The following is a 16,018-nucleotide window of genomic DNA, read 5'->3' on the forward strand; positions in this document are numbered from 1 at the left end:
AGCTTTCCAGGATCGTCACCAACATGCCGCCCTACGGGGCGAGTTGGACGTAGTAGGGCAACAGGACGGAGTTGAGCCACTCCCGGCCCTCGGCCGTGCCGAAGTCCACGGCCTCGTCCTCCTCGCAGCGCAGCGCGCCGTCCGGGCAGCGGTCGCCGAACAGCACCACGGTCCGGTCCGCCGGTTCCCGCTTGGACGACCACACCATCCCCTGCGCCCACGGCCGGGTGTGCCGGCGGATCCAGTGCGCCCAGTCCCTGGTGTACGGATACTCGTGCGCCTCGGTGTGCACCAGCCAGGTGTCCTGGTGGACGGCGGCCAGGTCCTGCGCGGTCATCAACGGAAGCACGCACAGGTCGGCGGTGAGCCGGAGGGTGCTGAGGCGGCGTCCCTCGACGGCCCGGCGTGGCAGCAGGCGGGGGCCGCCGGCGGGGTCGAAGGGCAGGGAGCGCAGCAGGGTCTCGCACACGGCGGCGGCCGCGCTCAGGCCGGCGTACAGATAGCCGTACCGGTCGCAGGAGGTGGCGTCGAAGCGGCCGCCTCCGTACAGGCAGTGCGCCGGCCTGGGGTTGAAGTCGGCGGCGCCGCGGTGGGAGCCGTGGATGCGGTACAGCAGAGTGCCGCGGGCCAGCGTGACCTTGCCGGGGGTGCCGGTGAGCGCCTCGGGCGGCCGGTAGTTGGGCACGTCGGTCAACCCTCACTGTCCATCAGAAACCGGGCGGTCTCCACGAGTTGCCGGTCCCGTCCGGTGCCGAGCAGACGGACGGGGCTGGTGCCGAGCCAGGCGTTGGCGGACAGCCACCAGTCGGCGGCGCCCCAGGGGTCGCGGTCGGCGTCCAGCAGCGCGTTGACCTCCAGGACGACCAGCCAGGGCAGGGTCTCCTCGGAGAACTGGAACCGCGGCAGCCGCAACCGGCCTCCGGCGCCGCGCAGCCGGATCAGGTCCGGCGCGTACGGCTCACCGCCGCCCCGCTCCACGGTGTCCGCGTCCAGCGCGGGCTCCGCGAGCAGCCGTTCCCGCACCGGCCCTAGCACCGGCCCCACCATGCGGTGCCCGTCGATCAGCAGCACGGCCAGGTCCTCGGTCGCGAACCCCTGCACGGTCGGCGCTCCGCCCTGTGCCTGCTGCACGGCGACGAGCCGTGCGTGCGCGTCCGCCCCGAACTCGTCGGGCAACCGCTCCCGCAACAGTCCGGCGGCCCGCACCGCGCAGTCGTGGCGGCCGGGGGCGTCGGCGTGGCGGACGACGGTGAGCAGCTCGGCCAGCCGGGCCCGGGTGTCCGGCCCGAGCCGCCCGGCGACCCGGTCCCAGCGGGCCGCGGCGGCGGCGAGGGTGACGTACGGGTCGGCCGGTTCGAACGAAGGATTCCCCATCACTCCTCCCCCACGGATGTCAGCAGCCGCTGAAGCAGATCGGCGCGCGCATGGCGGCGTACCACGAAATGGATGTCCCAGTCGGCGCCCCGGGCGAGTTCGGCCTCGACGGCCGTCCACAGCGCGCCGAAGCTCTCCAGCGGGGTCAGCCCGCCGCGGCCCGCGCCGAGCAGCGGCAGGCACACCGACCGCAGCGGCGGGTCGTACCGGCGGGCCTCCTCGGCGAGCAGGGCGAAGACGCGGGCCACGCCTCTTGTGATGTCGGCGGGCTGTACGTCGTAGTCGTTGGTCTCGGGGCGGGGCACGGCGACGGCCACGTGGTAGATGCGCCGGATGCCCTGACCGGCCAGCGCGCCCGCGGAGGTGACGGCGACCGTGCCCGGCAGGGCCGCCCGGCCGGGAGCCCCGTGCCGGGCGGCCCATGACCCCAACTCGTCGTGGATACGGTCCTCGACGAGTCCCCCGGTGGGGTCCCTGCGCGCCCCCGCCCGGCGCAGGGTCGCGGAGATGGACGACTTGTAGGGCGCGGGCAGCGCGAAGTAGGTGTTCGTGGGCGAGACCACGACGTCCATGTCCCGCAGCAGGTCCACGGAGTGGACGTGCACGGTGACGGGCACGGTACGGCGCTCCACGCGGACGCGCAGCGCCCGGTGGGCGGCGGGGATGCGGTCGTACGGCGCCGGGGCGGGACCGTCGGTCACCGGGGTGCGCCCGGCGACCTGCACGATCTGTTCCGCGACCTGCCCGAGGACCATGAACTCGTGGTGCTTGCGGAACCGTTCGACGCTCACCCCGTACACCTGCGCGGCCCGCCGGCGCCGGTCGGCGGCCGGCCAGTCCCGGGTGCCCTGGGCGAGGCCGAGGCTGTACTCGGCGGCGGTCTGCAGGGTGCCGCCGCCCATCCGGGAGACGGCGAGCCGTAACACCTTTTCCACCGGCCCTTCAGGCAACTCGCCGTCTCCCCGCGGAAGGTCACGGGCGACCTCGGCGAGCACCGGCAGGGCGAGCTCCCGCAGCCTGACGACTCCGGCTCGTCGCACCTTGCGCACCTCCGCGAGGACCACTCCGTGTTCGAGCGGGTGAGGCGGCGGCGACGGCATGACGATCAGCATCGCACCGGCCCGCGGCCGCTCACAAGCCCGTTCCGCCCTTCCATTGCAGCGCACGAGCCGGTCGCGAACGGGGCGGAATCAGGGCGCGTCCAGGGCCGAACCGGGCCCCGGACGCGCCCTCGTACAAAGGCGGTTACACGAACGAGGCGGTTACACGAACAGACTGAGCACCGCCGCCGCCACGAACCCCGCCACCGACAGCACCGACTCCAGCACCGTCCACGTCTTCAGCGTGTCCCGCTCGCTGATGCCGAAGTACTTGGCGACGATCCAGAAGCCGCCGTCGTTGACGTGGGAGGCGAAGATGGAGCCCGCGGAGATGGCCATGATGACCAGGGCCACGAACGCCTGTGAGTGGTCGCCCTCGGCGAGGAGCGGGGCGACGATGCCCGCCGTCGTCACGATCGCCACCGTCGCCGAGCCCTGGGCGACCCGCAGGACGAGCGAGATCAGGTAGGCGAGGACGATCACCGGGAGGCCGACGTCGTTGAAGGTGTCGGACAGGGCCTGGGCCACACCGCTCGCCTTCAGGACCGCGCCGAAGACGCCGCCCGCGCCGACGACCAGCAGGATGTTGCCGACGGGCTTCAGCGACGAGGTCGACACCATCTCCAGGGACTTGCGGGACCAGCCGCGCCGGATGCCGAGGACGTAGTACGCCAGCAGCAGGGCGATCGTGAGGGCCACGAACGGGTGGCCGAAGAACTCGATCACCGAGCGCGGGGTGGAGGGGTCCAGCGCGATGGAGGAGAAGGTGGCGGCGAGGATCAGCAGCAGCGGCGTACCGATGATGGCGAGGACCGTGCCGAGGGCGACCGGCCGCTCGCTCGGCGCGCGCTGCTCGTCCAGCACGGCGCGCTTGGCCTCCTCCGCCGCCTCCACCATGTCCTGCGGAACCGGCACGAAGATCCGGCGGCCGATCCACGCCGAGAACGCCCAGGCGGCCAGCACGGCCGGGATACCGCAGACGATGCCCATGAGGATGACCCAGCCGAGGTCCACGTGCAGCAGACCGGCCGCGGCGACGGGCCCCGGGTGCGGGGGCAGGAAGGCGTGGGTCATGGACAGGCCCGCGAGCAGGGGCAGGCAGTAGAGCAGGATCGACTTGCCGGAGCGTTTGGCGGCGGCGTACACGATCGGCGCGAGGACGAAGATGCCCACGTCGAAGAAGACCGGGATGCCGAAGATCAGGCCGGTGAGGCCCATGGCGAGGGGCGCTCGCTTCTCGCCGAAGAGGTTCAGCAGGCGGGACGCCAGCACCTCGGCGCCGCCGCTGACTTCGAGGATCGCGCCGAGCATGGTGCCCAGGCCGATGATGATCGCGACATGGCCGAGGATGCCGCCCATGCCGGACTCGATGGTCGAGACGGCGTCGGAGCGCTGGACCGTGCCGAAGAGTTCGGTCACCGACAGGCCCGCCATCAGGCCGACGGCGATGGAGACCGCGAGCAGCGCGACGAACGGCTGGAGCCGGGTCCTGATGATCAGGAAGAGCAGGAGCGCGATACCGAGCGCGGCGACCGTCAGCAGTCCCGCGGTGCCGTCGATGAGGAGGAGCAGGCCGCCGGTGTGGGGTGGGGTCTCGGCCGGGGCGGAGGCAGCGAGCGGGAGGGATATATGGGGCATTCGGGGGTCCTCTGCGTGAACACATGATGCTTTCGGGCATGGCGGGATCACGGCACGGCGCCCAAGGGGAGGGGGCGCCGTGCCGTGACGGCGTACGGTGTGCGGGAGTTGAGGGGTTCTTCGAGGATCCTTCGAGGCCGTCAGCCGAGGACGGCGAGGGCGTCGATCTCGATGAGGAGCCCGGCGGGCAGCCCGACGTAGACGGTGGTCCGCGCGGCGGGCGGCTGGGTGAGGCCCTGCTCCTCGAAGTACGCGTTGTAGATGTCGTTCATCTCGGCGAAGTGGTCCACGTCCGTCAGGTAGACGCGGACCATCATCACGTCGTCCCAGGTGGCGCCGCCCTCCTGGAGGATCGCGTGGACGTTGGCGAGGGTCTGGAGGGTCTGCTCGCGCAGGGTGGGGCCGGCCGGTGTCGGGGGCTGCCCCTCGACGGCGGGCAGGAAGCCGACCTGGCCGGCGACCTGAAGGATGTTGCCCTTCTTCACGCCGTGCGAGAACTTCGCGGGCGGCGTGGTGTGGGTCTTCGGGGTGAGGGCGATCTTCTCGGTCATACGACGTCCTTCGTCGGGGTTCTGCCGGAGTACTCGCCGCTGACGGCGTCCGCGGCGCGGCGCACCAGCGGGAGCAGGGCGAGGAGTTCGTCGCCGGTGACGACGACGTTGGGCGCGGAGACCGACATCGCGGCGACGACCCGGCCGTCGGCGCCGCGGATCGGTGCGGCGACGCAGTTGATGGACTCCTCGTGGCCACCGAGGTCGGTGGCCCAGCCCTGTTCGCGCACCTTGGCCAGCTCCCTGAGGAAGGCCTCGGGGTTCGGTGTCGAACGGGACGTGTACATGGGGTAGTCGAGCTTCTCCGCGAGGGCGCGGCGCTCGTGCTCGGGGAGGTCGGCGAGGAGGAGTTTCGCCACGGCGGCGACCGTGATGGCGACCGGCTTGCCGATCCGCGAGTACATGCGCACCGGGTAGCGGCTCTCCACCTTGTCGATGTAGAGGACCTCGTTCTCCTCGTACACCGCGAGGTGCACGGTGTGCCCGCACTGTTCGTTCAGCCGTACGAGATGGGGGTGGGCGATCTCGCGGATGTCGAGGTTCTCCATCGCCTCCTGGGCGAGCGCGAACAGGCGGGCGCCGAGGCGGTAGCGCTGATCGGACTGACGGTAGACGAAGCCGTGCTCGTGGAGGGTGCGCAGGAGGCGCAGCGCGGTGGACTTGTGCACGCCGAGGCGGTCGGCGACCTGCCCGAGGTCGGCGGGGCCCTCGGCGAGCAGCGGCAGGATGCTCAGCGCGCGGTCGACGGTCTGACTCATGGCGTACGTACCTCCTCCTCGGCCCGGTCCCTGGCGTCTGTCCAACCGGGGCCGAGTCGAAGTCTCCCCCACGCGTCGTCGTCCAGGGCGGCCAACCGGTCGGCGTGGTCGCGGGAGGGCGGGGTGGCGAGGTCGCCGGGGACGGTGAGGGTGGCTGCCGCCATGAGGTGGCCGTGGCGGAGGCGGTCCTTTACGGGCAGGCCTCGCAGGGTGGCGGAGAGGAAACCGGCGGCGAAGGCGTCGCCTGCACCGATCGCTGCCGCGACGGTGACGTGGGGGGCCGGGACGAAGGCGGGCGGCGTCTGGGCTGGCGTGGGGTCGGTCGCGCAGCCCGGCGCTGGCGGGGTGCCGCCCGCGCCCACCCTCCCCCACTCTCGGCTTCGCTCGAGCGGGGGGACCCCCATCGCCCCGGGCGGCACGACTGCCCGCGGCTTGACGGTTTCGAACACCGTGGCCCCCCGCGCCCCCTCCTTCACCACCAGCACGGGCGGCTCCGGCAGCAGCGCGCGGATCTTCTCCGGCCCGCCGGTGACACCCCACGCCGCCTCCGCCTCGTCGGTGCCCACGAACACGATGTCCGCGCCCCGCGCCAGCTCCAGCAGCACCCGCGAACCGTCGGTGTCCCGCCACAGCCCCGGCCGGTGGTTCACGTCGAACGACACCAGCGGGCGCCCGGCGGCGGGAGCCGTCAGCTCGCGCAGCAGCCTCAGGCAGTCCGCCGACAGCGCGGCCGTGATGCCGGAGAGATGGAGCACGCGGCCCGCCCGCACGGCCGCCATGTCCACGTTCTCCACCCCCATCGCCGAAGCCGCCGACCCCGCCCGGTAGTACGCCACCTCATGCCCGTCCCCGCCCCGGTCCCCCGCCGTGCGGAAGTACACGCCCGTCGGACGCGCCGGGTCACGCCCCACGCAGGACACGTCGACGCCGTACGCGCCGATCGCCTCGACCAGATGGTCACCGAACCCGTCGGCGCCGACCCGGCTGACCCACCGCGCGGAATGCCCGGCGGCAGCGAGCACGCACGCCACGTTGGACTCCGCCCCGCCGATCCCCCGGTCGAAGGACGGCACGTCGGCGAGGCGGCCCGGGCGGGAGGGCAGGAACGTGACCATGGACTCGCCGAGCGCGACGACGTCCACGACGTCGGGGGCGGTGCGGTCAGCGTTGGCGGTCACGATGGTGGGGACTCCTCGGTCGGCGTCGCGGGTCGTGGCGGCTCCGTTGACCCCGCGTTGGCCGAGATGTTAGACAGCAGTAAGCGACATACGCAACGAGCGTTGCACAAAGTGCAACGCAGCGGCAACGCACCAGATCAGGGAGGCTCCATGGCCGTCGACCCCGGCTCCACGCCCGCCACCGAAGCGCTCGCCCGCCTCGCCGAGGAACGCGTCGACCACCGCTTCAAGGGCCTCCCGCCCGACGCCCACGGCCTGACCGTCGCCGAACTCGCCGCCCAGCGCCGCAACCTCTTCACCGACGGCTTCACCACCCCGGTCCTCGCCCTCTCCGCCGAGCACCTGGAACACAACCTCCGCCTCATGGCGACGTACGCCACCCGCCACGGCCTCGCCTTCGCCCCGCACGGCAAGACGACCATGGCCCCGCAGCTCTTCCAGCGGCAGATCGAGCGCGGCGCCTGGGGCATCACCCTCGCGGTGCCGCACCAGGTGCGGGTGGCGCGGGCGTTCGGGATCCGGCGGATCTTCCTCGCGAACGAACTGGTGGACGCGGCCGCCCTGCGCTGGATCGCCGGCGAGCTGGCCACCGACCCCGCCTTCGAGTTCGTCTGCTACGTCGACTCCGTGCGCGGCGTCGAGCTGATGGACGCCGCACTGCGCGGCGGCCCGGACCGCCCCCTGGACGTCGTCGTCGAACTCGCCGCCGGTGAGGCCGCCCGCACCGGTGTCCGCACGGAGGCCGAGGCCGCGGCGATCGCCGACGCGGTGGCCGCCGCACCCACCCTGCGCCTGGTCGGCGTCGCGGGCTACGAGGGCGAGGTGCCCGAGGCCGACCCCGAGCGGGTGCACGCCTGGCTGCGCCGGCTGGTGACGCTGGCGGTGGACTTCGACAAGGCGGGGCGTTTCCAGGGCCTGGACGAGATCGTGATCAGCGCGGGCGGCAGCGCGTGGTTCGACGCGGTGGCGGACGTCTTCGCGGAGATCCCCGGACTCAGCGCCCCGGTACTGAAGTTGCTCCGCTCCGGCGCGTACGTCTCGCACGACGACGGCCACTACCGCAAGCTGACCCCCTTCAACCGGGTCGCGGAGGAGGGCGCCCTGGAGCCCGCGTTCCGGCTGTGGGCGCAGGTGGTGTCCCGGCCGACGCCGGAGCAGGCCTTCGTCAACGCGGGCAAGCGGGACGCGGCGTACGACCTGGATCTGCCCTTCGCGCAGGTCACCCGCCGGGGCGGCACCGAGCGCCCCGCGACCGGCGTCGAGGTCACCGCGCTCTCCGACCAGCACGCCTGGCTGCGCACCGCCCCCGAGGCGGACCTGGAGGTCGGGGACTGGCTCGGCATGGGGCTGTCCCACCCGTGCACGTCGTTCGACAAGTGGCAGCTGATCCCGGTGGCCGAGGCGGACGGCACGGTCGTCGACTACGTCCGTACGTTCTTCTAGGAGGCCCGGCATGGCAGACCTCGTCATCCGTGACGCGGACGTCGTCGACGGCACCGGCGCCCCCGCGTACCGCGCCGATGTGGTGGTGGACGACGGCCGCATCGTGTCGGTCGTCAAGGAGGCAGCGGCGGCGGGCTGTCAACGCCCCAGCGCGACGAGGGAGCTGGACGCGGAGGGCCTGGTCCTCTCCCCCGGCTTCATCGACATGCACGCGCACAGCGACCTCGCCCTGCTGCGCGATCCCGACCACAGCGCGAAGGCCGCGCAGGGCGTGACGCTCGAAGTCATCGGCCAGGACGGGCTGTCGTACGCCCCCGTCGACGACCGCACCCTCGCCGAGGTCCGCCGTGCCATCACCGGCTGGAACGGGCACGGCGACGGCCTCGACTTCGACTGGCGGTCGGTGGGCGAGTACCTGGACCGGCTGGACCGGGGCATCGCGGTCAACGCGGCCTACCTCGTCCCCCAGGGGACGGTCCGCGCGCTGGCCGTCGGCTGGGAGGACCGGGAGGCCACGCCGCAGGAGCTGGACCGGATGCGGCAGCTGGTGGCGGAGGGCCTGGAGCAGGGCGCGGTCGGGATGTCGTCCGGGCTCACCTACACGCCCGGCATGTACGCCGAGGACGCCGAGCTGACGGAGCTGTGCCGGGTGGTGGCCCGGTACGGCGGCTACTACTGCCCGCACCACCGCTCGTACGGGGCCGGGGCCCTTCAGGCGTACGAGGAGATGGTCGCCCTGACGCGGGAGGCCGGCTGCCCCCTGCACCTCGCCCACGCCACGATGAACTTCGGCGTCAACAAGGGCCGCGCGCCCGAGCTGCTGTCGCTGCTGGACGACGCCCTCGCGGCCGGAGCGGACATCAGCCTGGACACGTACCCCTACACGCCCGGCTGTACGACCCTGGTGGCGCTGCTGCCGAGCTGGGCGAGCGAGGGCGGCCCGGAGGAGGTGCTGCGGCGGCTGACGGACGACCCGACCGCCGAGCGGATCCGCCACGACCTGGAGGTGGTCGGCGCGGACGGCTGTCACGGCGTACCGGTCGAGTGGGACACGATCGAGATCTCCGGCGTGACCGAACCGGCCCTTCAGGCGTATGTGGGCCGTACGGTCGAGGACTCGGCGGCCCTGCGCGGCGAGGCGCCCTGGGTGACCGCCCGCCGGCTGCTGGTCGAGGACCGGCTCGGGCCGACGATCCTCCAGCACGTCGGCCACGAGGAGAACGTCCGGGCGATCATGCGGCACCGGGTGCACACCGGCGGCTCGGACGGCATCCTGCAGGGCGCCAAGCCGCACCCGCGCGCGTACGGCACGTTCCCGCACTATCTCGGCCGGTACGTGCGCGAGCTGGGGGTGCTGTCGCTGGAGGAGTGCGTGGCCCGTCTGACCGGGCGCCCGGCGGCCCGGCTGCGGCTGCCGGACCGGGGCGTGATCCGTGAGGGGTACCGGGCCGACCTGGTGCTCTTCGACCCGGCCACGGTCGCGGCGGGCGCCACCTTCGACCAGCCGCGCACGCTCCCGACGGGCATCCCGTACGTCCTGATCGACGGCCGGTTCGTGATGGAGGACGGCCGGCGGACGGACGTACTGGCGGGGCGGGCGGTCCGCAGGACGCCGGTGTGATCGCCCGCCCCGGCCTGAGCTACGGCTTGGGCAGGGTGCACCCGCTCGCATACAGGTCGAGCTTGTTGTCGAGGCCGAAACAGGCGGTGAGCTGATACGTCTGCTGGGCGTAGTTGATGCCCCGGCGGACGGTGACGTTGCCGTTGGCGTCGACCTCGCACGGGTTGTTCAGCGTGCAGCGCTGCCCGTCCTCGTTGCCGGTGTTGTTGACGGCGACGACGCGGCCGGTGGACCGGTCGACGACCGGGGAGCCCGAGGTGCCGCCGACGGTGTCGCAGGCGGAGGTGTACCGGACGGAGTCCTTCCAGGTCCAGTCGCCCTCCTTCAGCCGGTGGGCGAAGCCGTCGATCGAGCAGGTGTAGATCCGCTTCCAGTACCCGGAGACGACACTGATGGCGGTGCCCGCGGCCGGGCGGGTGTCGTCAAGGGTGAGCGCGTCGATGCCGTAGGAGCCGCGGATCTGCGCGTAGGTGCGGGTGAGCTGGTAGACCGCGACGTCCGTGTCGGTCATCGTGGAGTACGCGATCTTGCCGGCGCGCAGCGTGGCGACGCGGGTCCCGGCGGAGTTCAGCAGCCCGAAGGAGCGGGTGGAGGGCCGGTCGACGATGACCTCGCCGGGCTCCGGGAAGCCGCTCTCCAGGCAGTGCCCGTTGCTCAGCACGAGCGCGGGGTCGTCGTCGGCGGAGTCCGGCATCCGGATCACGGAGCCGGAGCAGTTGCTGAGCGCGACGGTACCGGCGAAGTCGACGGCCTGGATCGCGGGCGCGGCCTCCGTGTCCGGGGTGGCGGCGACCGCGGGGGCCGCGGCTGCCCCGGTTAACACCAGGGCGGCGAGTGCGGCCAGGAGAGGCTTGTTCATGTGGGGTCCCCTCTGTTGTCCTGTCATGCACATTGTTCGGTGCATGACAGGAGGGGACAAGAAGGCGTTCAGGTCCTCGGGTGACGCGTCATCGCGCGTGAATCCGGGGCTACTTGGGCCGTTTGGTGCCGCCCCGGCCGTTCCCCGGGTTGCCGTTGGCGTTCCCCGGACCATCGTCGGGGGCGGTCGCCGTGGGAGTCGGAGTCGCGGCGGGCGCGGTCGTGGACGCCTTGGTGGCGGGGGCAGTGCCGGGGGCCTGGGAGACGCCGTCGCCGCCCTTCGAGGAGTTCGGGGCCGGAGCCGGGACGGGAACGCGGGCGCTCTCCGAGGCGGGCGCGGAGGGCGTGCCGTCGTCGCCGCCCGCTTTCGCACGGGACGGCGTCGCCGCCTCCTCCGGGTCGTCCGACGTCGAGTTCGTCCGGTCCTGCTTGCCCTGCGTGCCGCCGCCGGAGGACGACCCCGAGAAGGAGAACCCGGCGATCAGCGCCGCCACGGACACCGCGCCCGCCGCACCGGCCGCCACCGCCACCCGCCGCTGCCGCCAGGGGCTGGGCTTGCGGCGGGAGCCCCGGGGTCGCCCGGGGGCCGGCACCGGCGGCAGCTCGCGCGTCTCGTCGTAGGCGTTCTGCCAGCCGTGCGCGGCCGCCGGGTCGGCGTACTCCTCGTAGGCCGGTATCCGCTCCGGCTGCGACTGCGGCAGGTACACCTTCGGGGGACCCTGAGGTTCACCCGTTCTGGGGGGCTCTGACATGGCCACGCATTCTAGGGACTGGCGTGACCGCAGGGACAGCAGCGGCTTCAGAGGGACAGCGGCGGCATGCGCCCACCCCAACCCCGCGTCTCATGTGGCGGAAAGCACGAGCCGTGATGCGTTACGCGGCCGTAAGCTCCCAGACATGCAGGTGATCCAGTCGACCAAGCTCGCCAACGTCTGTTACGAGATCCGGGGCCCGGTACTCGAAGAGGCGATGCGCCTGGAAGCGGCCGGTCACCGCATCCTGAAGCTGAACACCGGCAACCCGGCCGCCTTCGGCTTCGAGTGCCCGCCGGAGATCCTGGAGGACATCCTCCGGAACGTGTCGACGGCCCACGGCTACGGCGACGCGAAGGGCCTGCTGGCCGCGCGCCGGGCGGTCGTCATGCACAACCAGACCCTCGGCATCGAGACGGACGTCGAGCACGTCTTCATCGGCAACGGCGTCTCCGAGCTGATCACCATGGCGATGCAGGGCCTGCTGGACGACGGCGACGAGGTCCTCGTACCGGCGCCGGACTACCCGCTGTGGACGGCCGCCGTGTCCCTGTCCGGCGGTACGGCCGTGCACTACCGCTGCGACGAGCAGTCCGACTGGATGCCGGACCTCGCCGACGTCGAGCGCAAGGTCACCGACCGCACCAAGGCGATCGTGATCATCAACCCGAACAACCCGACCGGCGCGGTCTACGACGAGGCGATGCTCAAGGGCCTGACCGACATCGCCCGCCGCCACAACCTGCTGGTCTGCTCGGACGAGATCTACGACAAGATCCTGTACGACGGCGCCCGGCACACCCCGACCGCGGCCGTCGCCCCCGATCTGCTCACCCTCACCTTCAACGGCATGTCGAAGGCGTACCGGGTGGCCGGCTACCGGGTCGGCTGGATGTCGATCTCCGGCCCCCGCGCGCACGCCGACTCCTACATCGAAGGCCTGACGATCCTGGCGAACATGCGCCTGTGCGCCAACATGCCGGGGCAGCACGGGGTGGTCGCGGCACTCAGCGGACGCCAGTCGATCAACGACCTGGTGCTGCCGGGCGGCCGCCTGCGCGACCAGATGGACGTCGCCTACGAGATGCTGACGCAGATCCCGGGCGTGACGTGCGTCCGCCCGAAGGGCGCCCTGTACCTCTTCCCCCGCCTGGACCCCAAGGTCTTCAAGATCAAGGACGACCGCCGGATGGTCCTCGACCTGCTCCGGCGCGAGAAGATCATGGTCGTGCACGGCACCGGCTTCAACTGGACGGAGCCGGACCACTTCCGGGTCGTCACCCTGCCGACGGTCGGCGATCTGCGGGACGCGATCGGCCGGATCGGCACCTTCCTGGACGGCTACAGCCAGCACTGACGCTCACGCCGGGTGTGCAGGCACTCCTTATTTGTGAGCGGCTCAACTTTAGACGAAATCCAAGCTAGGATGGTTTCTGCCAAGCACCAGGAGGCCATCCCATGTACGAACCGATCCGCGCCAAGTCGGTCCACACGATGGCCGGCACCCCTTCCGACTTCCCCCACCGGTCACGTGAGGAAGAGCTGGACATCCAGCTCGCGGGGCACCTCGCGGCACTGCTCGCCGTCACCGACGAGCTGCGCGCGCTGGCCCCGTCCGACGACCTGGACACCGCCGCCGCACGGCTCGCGGAGCAGGTGGCCCGGCTGCGGGGAGGCCGTACGCCGGCCCGCACCTCGGCGACCGCGACCGCCGCGCCACACCTCGCCGCGCTGCACCGGCGGGCCCATGCCCTCGCCGGGCGCGCGCTGGTCGTCGCGGCGTCCCGGGCGGACACGGCGGCGGCGATTCTGGCGGCCGAGCGGATGGACGCCCACGCGGCGCTGCTCGAACCGCACGAACTCGCCGCGCACTGAGCCCTGCCGGGCTCTCCCGAACGGCCCCGGTCCGCGCGCACCCGCAGCGACGCGCGGACCGGGCGCCACACATCACCCTCCCCGATCACCACAGAGCCCTGGGCGATTCCCGGCTCATCCGACGAGGTGGTCGAAGAACGGCACCGCGACACCGAAGGCCGCGACCCCCGTGAGGACCGCCTGGGCCGGAGCGGCTCCGCCGAGAGCGCCGAGCACTCCCGCGCCGACCCCGACCAGTACTCCCATCAGCAGGACCACCGCCGCGCGCAGGGACAGCAACGGACTTTTCACTCCGACTCCTTCGACCGTCGACAACGGCGTGCGTCACACCGTTCCTCCGCCTTCACCCTCGCGGTGACGCGCGGTGTTGCGGAACGGAAACGGTCACCGTTTCCCGGGATCGGCAACACAAGTCTTCGCCGAACCGAGGTCGGCGCCCCCTGTGAGCGGCCACAGTTGGAGGTACGAGCAAACGCTGGGCGCGAGGAGGGCATGTGCGCGGTGACGATCGCTGGGCGGGCGGCGACGGGGGCCGGGGAACGCCGTTCGAGGACGTGGAGGACGTCGCCGGGCTCGGTCCCCTCCCGGACGGTCTCCAGCCCGAAGTCCGTGACTTCGTCCGCGCGTTGCGCGGCCTGTTCAAAGCGACGGGGAAATCCCTCCGGCAGTTCGCCGCGTACCACCACGTCAGCCCGCCGTCCGTCTCCCGGTATCTCAGCGGCAAGCGCCTCCCGGACAAGAACTTCATCGACGCCCTGCTGAAGTCCGCCTGCAAGGCGCACGGCGTCGACATCAGCCCCGACGTACAGGCCTACGCCTACCGCCTGCACCGTGAGGCACTGCTCGCCCAGCAGCCGGGCCGCTACCGGCTGCAGATGGCCAGCGACAAACTGGAGGAGGCGATCCTCGCCAGGGAGCAGGCCGAACTCCAGATCCGGGACCTGACGCTCAGTGTTTCCGACCAGAAACGCGAACTGAACCGATTGGAGCGGCAGCAGCGCGAGATCGCGCGCAGTGCGGCCGAGGAGCGGGGGCGTACGGCCGCGCAGATCGAGGTCTATCGCGGTCGGCAACGGGACCTGGAAGCTCAGTGCCATGAGCTGCGCGGGGAGATCGACCGGCTGGAAGCGGAACTGAAACAGGCCGAGCGTGACCGTGACGACGCGCGGGCCCGCTGCGCGGAGCTGGAGCGGAAGCTGGCCAGTACCGAGGAGGACGCGGAGCGCGAGGAGCTGGAGGAGCGGGTGGCGGAGGTGCGGCGGGAGATGGCCGACGCGTCGCAGACCGCACAGGGGCGCCTCGTGGAACTCCAGCGGGCGGCTCGCGAGGCGGAGCGCCTGCGTGACCAGGCGACTCGTGAGGCACAGGCCAAGCGGGAGGAGGCCGACGCCGTCTACGAGGCGGCCCGCGCCAAGGCCGCCCAGGCCGCCGCCGACTTCGAGACCAATCTCGCCAAACGCCGCGAGCAGTCCGAACGTGACCTGACGGCCCGTCAGACCAAGGCCGAGAAACACCTCGCCGAGATCGAAGGCCGCGCCGAGCAGCTCCGCTTGGAGGCCCAGACGCTCCTGAAGGACGCGGAGCGCCGCGCACGCGAGATGGTGGAAGCCGCGCGCCAGGACGGTGTCCTCCCAGGCAGAGGGGACAGGCCCATCAAACAGCTGTACGTACCACCACGCACGACGTAGCGGAATCCCTGGTTCCTGTTGCATACCGGGATCCGTCCGCCACCCCCCGTTCACCCCAGGACACGGGGAACGTTGGGTTCCGGGAGCACGCTCCGGGCGTGAGACGAATCACAGGTATTGTCCTCGCGGTGTTGCTGATCGGCGGCGTGGTGGCGGCCGTCGTGGCGGGCCGGGACAACGGGGAACAGAGCGCGGCAACGAAGACCGTGCGTGGCGTGGTGGGGTCGGAGAAGATGGAGTTCTTCGCCGATCCCCAGGTGGTGGACGCCCTTGCCGCCAAGGGCTACACCGTGCGGGCGGAGCCGTCCGGTTCGTGGGCCATGGAGGGCCTGGACCTGAAGGGCTACGACTTCGCCTTCCCGTCCAGCAAGGCACCCGCCGACGCGCTGGCGGAGAAGTACAAGGCGCAGCAGCCGCTGCCGCGCCCCTTCTACTCGCCCCTCGTCGTCGTCGCCCACCGCAACGCCGCCGAGGTGCTTGAGGCCAACGGGCTCGTCACGCTCGACGCACCCCACCGCGGCACGCTGAGGATGAGCGCCTATCTCGACGCCGCCCGCGACGACCGCACCTGGCAGCAGCTCAAGGGGGCGGAGAGGTACGGCGAGTTGAGCGGGACGCTCTTCATCGCCAGTACCGATCCCGTCGCCTCCAACTCCGGCGCCCTCTACCTCGCCGCCGCCTCCTACGTCGACAACGACGGCACGGTGGTCGCGAGCGATGCCGACGTCGAGCGCACCGCGCCGCTGCTGCGCAAGCTGGTCACCGTGCAGGGCGCTCAGCAGTCCAGCTCGGACGGTCCCTTCCGGGACTTCATCAGCGGCGCCGGCAACCCGCTCGTCCTGGTCTACGAGTCGCAGGTCGCCGCTCTGCTGGCCCAGGGTCAGGGCATCGACGACCTCACCGTCCTCTACCCGGACACCACCGCCACCAGCGACCACACCGTCGTACCGCTGAACGACGAGGGCCGCGAGCTCGGCCGACTGCTGTCCACCGACCCGACGTTGCGCGAGCTGGCCGTCCGGTACGGATTCCGCCCGCAGGGCGCCACCGCCGAGTTCACCGCGGCCACCGCCGACCACACCGACTACCTCAACCAGAAGCTGACCGGCGTACGGCAGGCGCCCGTGCCCACCTACGAGGTGCTGCACGAGATGGCACGCCGGGCGCGCGGATAGGGGGAGC

The 16,018-nt window shown here is 72.0% G+C and carries 16 protein-coding genes; 6 read left to right on the top strand and 10 right to left on the bottom strand.

Going from position 1 to position 16,018, the window contains the following annotated elements:
• Positions 1-31 precede the first annotated feature (31 nt).
• The 7 genes from HJD23_RS14460 to HJD23_RS14490 all read right to left on the bottom strand — a co-directional run bounded on the left by HJD23_RS14460 (position 32) and on the right by HJD23_RS14490 (position 6,599).
• Complete coding sequence (locus HJD23_RS14460; protein ID WP_171111652.1) at positions 32-685, bottom strand: RES family NAD+ phosphorylase; 654 nt, start codon at positions 683-685, stop codon at positions 32-34.
• 5 nt (positions 686-690) lie between these two features.
• Positions 691-1,374: a hypothetical protein gene (locus HJD23_RS14465; RefSeq protein ID WP_171109977.1), complete on the bottom strand. Its 684-nt coding sequence runs from the start codon at positions 1,372-1,374 to the stop codon at positions 691-693.
• Complete coding sequence (locus HJD23_RS14470) at positions 1,374-2,474, bottom strand: hypothetical protein (protein ID WP_171109976.1); 1,101 nt, start codon at positions 2,472-2,474, stop codon at positions 1,374-1,376. Before HJD23_RS14470 ends, HJD23_RS14465 begins: the two co-directional genes overlap by 1 nt.
• Positions 2,475-2,636: 162 nt before the next feature.
• A complete protein-coding gene (locus HJD23_RS14475) occupies positions 2,637-4,112 on the bottom strand; it encodes a gluconate:H+ symporter (protein ID WP_171109975.1) in 1,476 nt (491 codons plus the stop codon).
• A 140-nt stretch (positions 4,113-4,252) separates the two neighbouring features.
• Entirely contained in the window at positions 4,253-4,663 is a 411-nt protein-coding gene (locus HJD23_RS14480) for a RidA family protein (protein ID WP_171109974.1), read from the bottom strand.
• Positions 4,660-5,421 (bottom strand): IclR family transcriptional regulator, encoded by a 762-nt coding sequence (locus HJD23_RS14485; protein WP_171109973.1) that lies wholly within the window; start codon positions 5,419-5,421, stop codon positions 4,660-4,662. The genes HJD23_RS14480 and HJD23_RS14485 overlap by 4 nt, the downstream gene beginning before the upstream one ends.
• A complete protein-coding gene (locus HJD23_RS14490) occupies positions 5,418-6,599 on the bottom strand; it encodes a sugar kinase (RefSeq protein ID WP_171109972.1) in 1,182 nt (393 codons plus the stop codon). The genes HJD23_RS14485 and HJD23_RS14490 overlap by 4 nt, the downstream gene beginning before the upstream one ends.
• A gap of 150 nt (positions 6,600-6,749) precedes the next feature.
• On the opposite strand from HJD23_RS14490, the gene HJD23_RS14495 reads away from it, so the two are divergent.
• Together HJD23_RS14495 and HJD23_RS14500 are read left to right on the top strand one after the other, a co-directional pair.
• Complete coding sequence (locus HJD23_RS14495; RefSeq protein ID WP_171109971.1) at positions 6,750-8,042, top strand: amino acid deaminase; 1,293 nt, start codon at positions 6,750-6,752, stop codon at positions 8,040-8,042.
• Between the two features lie 10 nt (positions 8,043-8,052).
• A complete protein-coding gene (locus HJD23_RS14500) occupies positions 8,053-9,663 on the top strand; it encodes a D-aminoacylase (protein WP_171109970.1) in 1,611 nt (536 codons plus the stop codon).
• A gap of 19 nt (positions 9,664-9,682) precedes the next feature.
• Here HJD23_RS14500 and HJD23_RS14505 read toward each other — a convergent pair whose 3' ends face one another.
• Positions 9,683-10,522, bottom strand: coding sequence for a serine protease (locus HJD23_RS14505; RefSeq protein ID WP_171109969.1), 840 nt, complete (start codon positions 10,520-10,522; stop codon positions 9,683-9,685).
• 109 nt (positions 10,523-10,631) lie between these two features.
• Positions 10,632-11,273 carry a hypothetical protein gene (locus HJD23_RS14510; RefSeq protein WP_171109968.1) on the bottom strand — a complete coding sequence of 214 codons (642 nt, stop codon included), beginning with the start codon at positions 11,271-11,273 and terminating at the stop codon, positions 10,632-10,634.
• A gap of 145 nt (positions 11,274-11,418) precedes the next feature.
• On the opposite strand from HJD23_RS14510, the gene HJD23_RS14515 reads away from it, so the two are divergent.
• On the top strand, positions 11,419-12,630 hold the full coding sequence (locus HJD23_RS14515; protein ID WP_171109967.1) for a pyridoxal phosphate-dependent aminotransferase: 1,212 nt from the start codon (positions 11,419-11,421) through the stop codon (positions 12,628-12,630).
• Positions 12,631-12,731: 101 nt separating this feature from the next.
• Positions 12,732-13,148 (top strand): hypothetical protein, encoded by a 417-nt coding sequence (locus HJD23_RS14520; RefSeq protein WP_171109966.1) that lies wholly within the window; start codon positions 12,732-12,734, stop codon positions 13,146-13,148.
• 114 nt (positions 13,149-13,262) lie between these two features.
• On the opposite strand, the gene HJD23_RS14525 is transcribed toward HJD23_RS14520, so the two are convergent.
• The gene (locus HJD23_RS14525; protein ID WP_171109965.1) at positions 13,263-13,439 is read right to left on the bottom strand and encodes a hypothetical protein; all 177 of its coding nucleotides are present in this window, start codon (positions 13,437-13,439) and stop codon (positions 13,263-13,265) included.
• Positions 13,440-13,642: 203 nt separating this feature from the next.
• Here HJD23_RS14525 and HJD23_RS14530 point away from each other — a divergent pair, with 203 nt between their 5' ends.
• Positions 13,643-14,836, top strand: a complete 1,194-nt coding sequence (locus HJD23_RS14530) for a helix-turn-helix transcriptional regulator (protein ID WP_171109964.1) — start codon at positions 13,643-13,645, stop codon at positions 14,834-14,836.
• Positions 14,837-14,934: 98 nt separating this feature from the next.
• Positions 14,935-16,011, top strand: coding sequence for a substrate-binding domain-containing protein (locus HJD23_RS14535; protein ID WP_171109963.1), 1,077 nt, complete (start codon positions 14,935-14,937; stop codon positions 16,009-16,011).
• The last annotated feature ends 7 nt before the right edge of the window (positions 16,012-16,018 follow it).

This window comes from Streptomyces sp. Z423-1 (assembly GCF_013009255.1).
In the GTDB taxonomy this organism is placed as follows: domain Bacteria; phylum Actinomycetota; class Actinomycetes; order Streptomycetales; family Streptomycetaceae; genus Streptomyces; species Streptomyces gossypiisoli.

Bases quoted from the DNA above. Each gene is read 5' to 3' on its own strand.
- HJD23_RS14465 (WP_171109977.1), bottom strand. From the start codon at position 1,374: ATGGGGAATCCTTCGTTCGAACCGGCCGACCCGTACGTCACCCTCGCC.
- HJD23_RS14470 (WP_171109976.1), bottom strand. From the start codon at position 2,474: ATGCCGTCGCCGCCGCCTCACCCGCTCGAACACGGAGTGGTCCTCGCG.
- HJD23_RS14475 (WP_171109975.1), bottom strand. From the start codon at position 4,112: ATGCCCCATATATCCCTCCCGCTCGCTGCCTCCGCCCCGGCCGAGACC.
- HJD23_RS14480 (WP_171109974.1), bottom strand. From the start codon at position 4,663: ATGACCGAGAAGATCGCCCTCACCCCGAAGACCCACACCACGCCGCCC.
- HJD23_RS14485 (WP_171109973.1), bottom strand. From the start codon at position 5,421: ATGAGTCAGACCGTCGACCGCGCGCTGAGCATCCTGCCGCTGCTCGCC.
- HJD23_RS14495 (WP_171109971.1), top strand. From the start codon at position 6,750: ATGGCCGTCGACCCCGGCTCCACGCCCGCCACCGAAGCGCTCGCCCGC.
- HJD23_RS14500 (WP_171109970.1), top strand. From the start codon at position 8,053: ATGGCAGACCTCGTCATCCGTGACGCGGACGTCGTCGACGGCACCGGC.
- HJD23_RS14505 (WP_171109969.1), bottom strand. From the start codon at position 10,522: ATGAACAAGCCTCTCCTGGCCGCACTCGCCGCCCTGGTGTTAACCGGG.
- HJD23_RS14510 (WP_171109968.1), bottom strand. From the start codon at position 11,273: ATGTCAGAGCCCCCCAGAACGGGTGAACCTCAGGGTCCCCCGAAGGTG.
- HJD23_RS14515 (WP_171109967.1), top strand. From the start codon at position 11,419: ATGCAGGTGATCCAGTCGACCAAGCTCGCCAACGTCTGTTACGAGATC.
- HJD23_RS14520 (WP_171109966.1), top strand. From the start codon at position 12,732: ATGTACGAACCGATCCGCGCCAAGTCGGTCCACACGATGGCCGGCACC.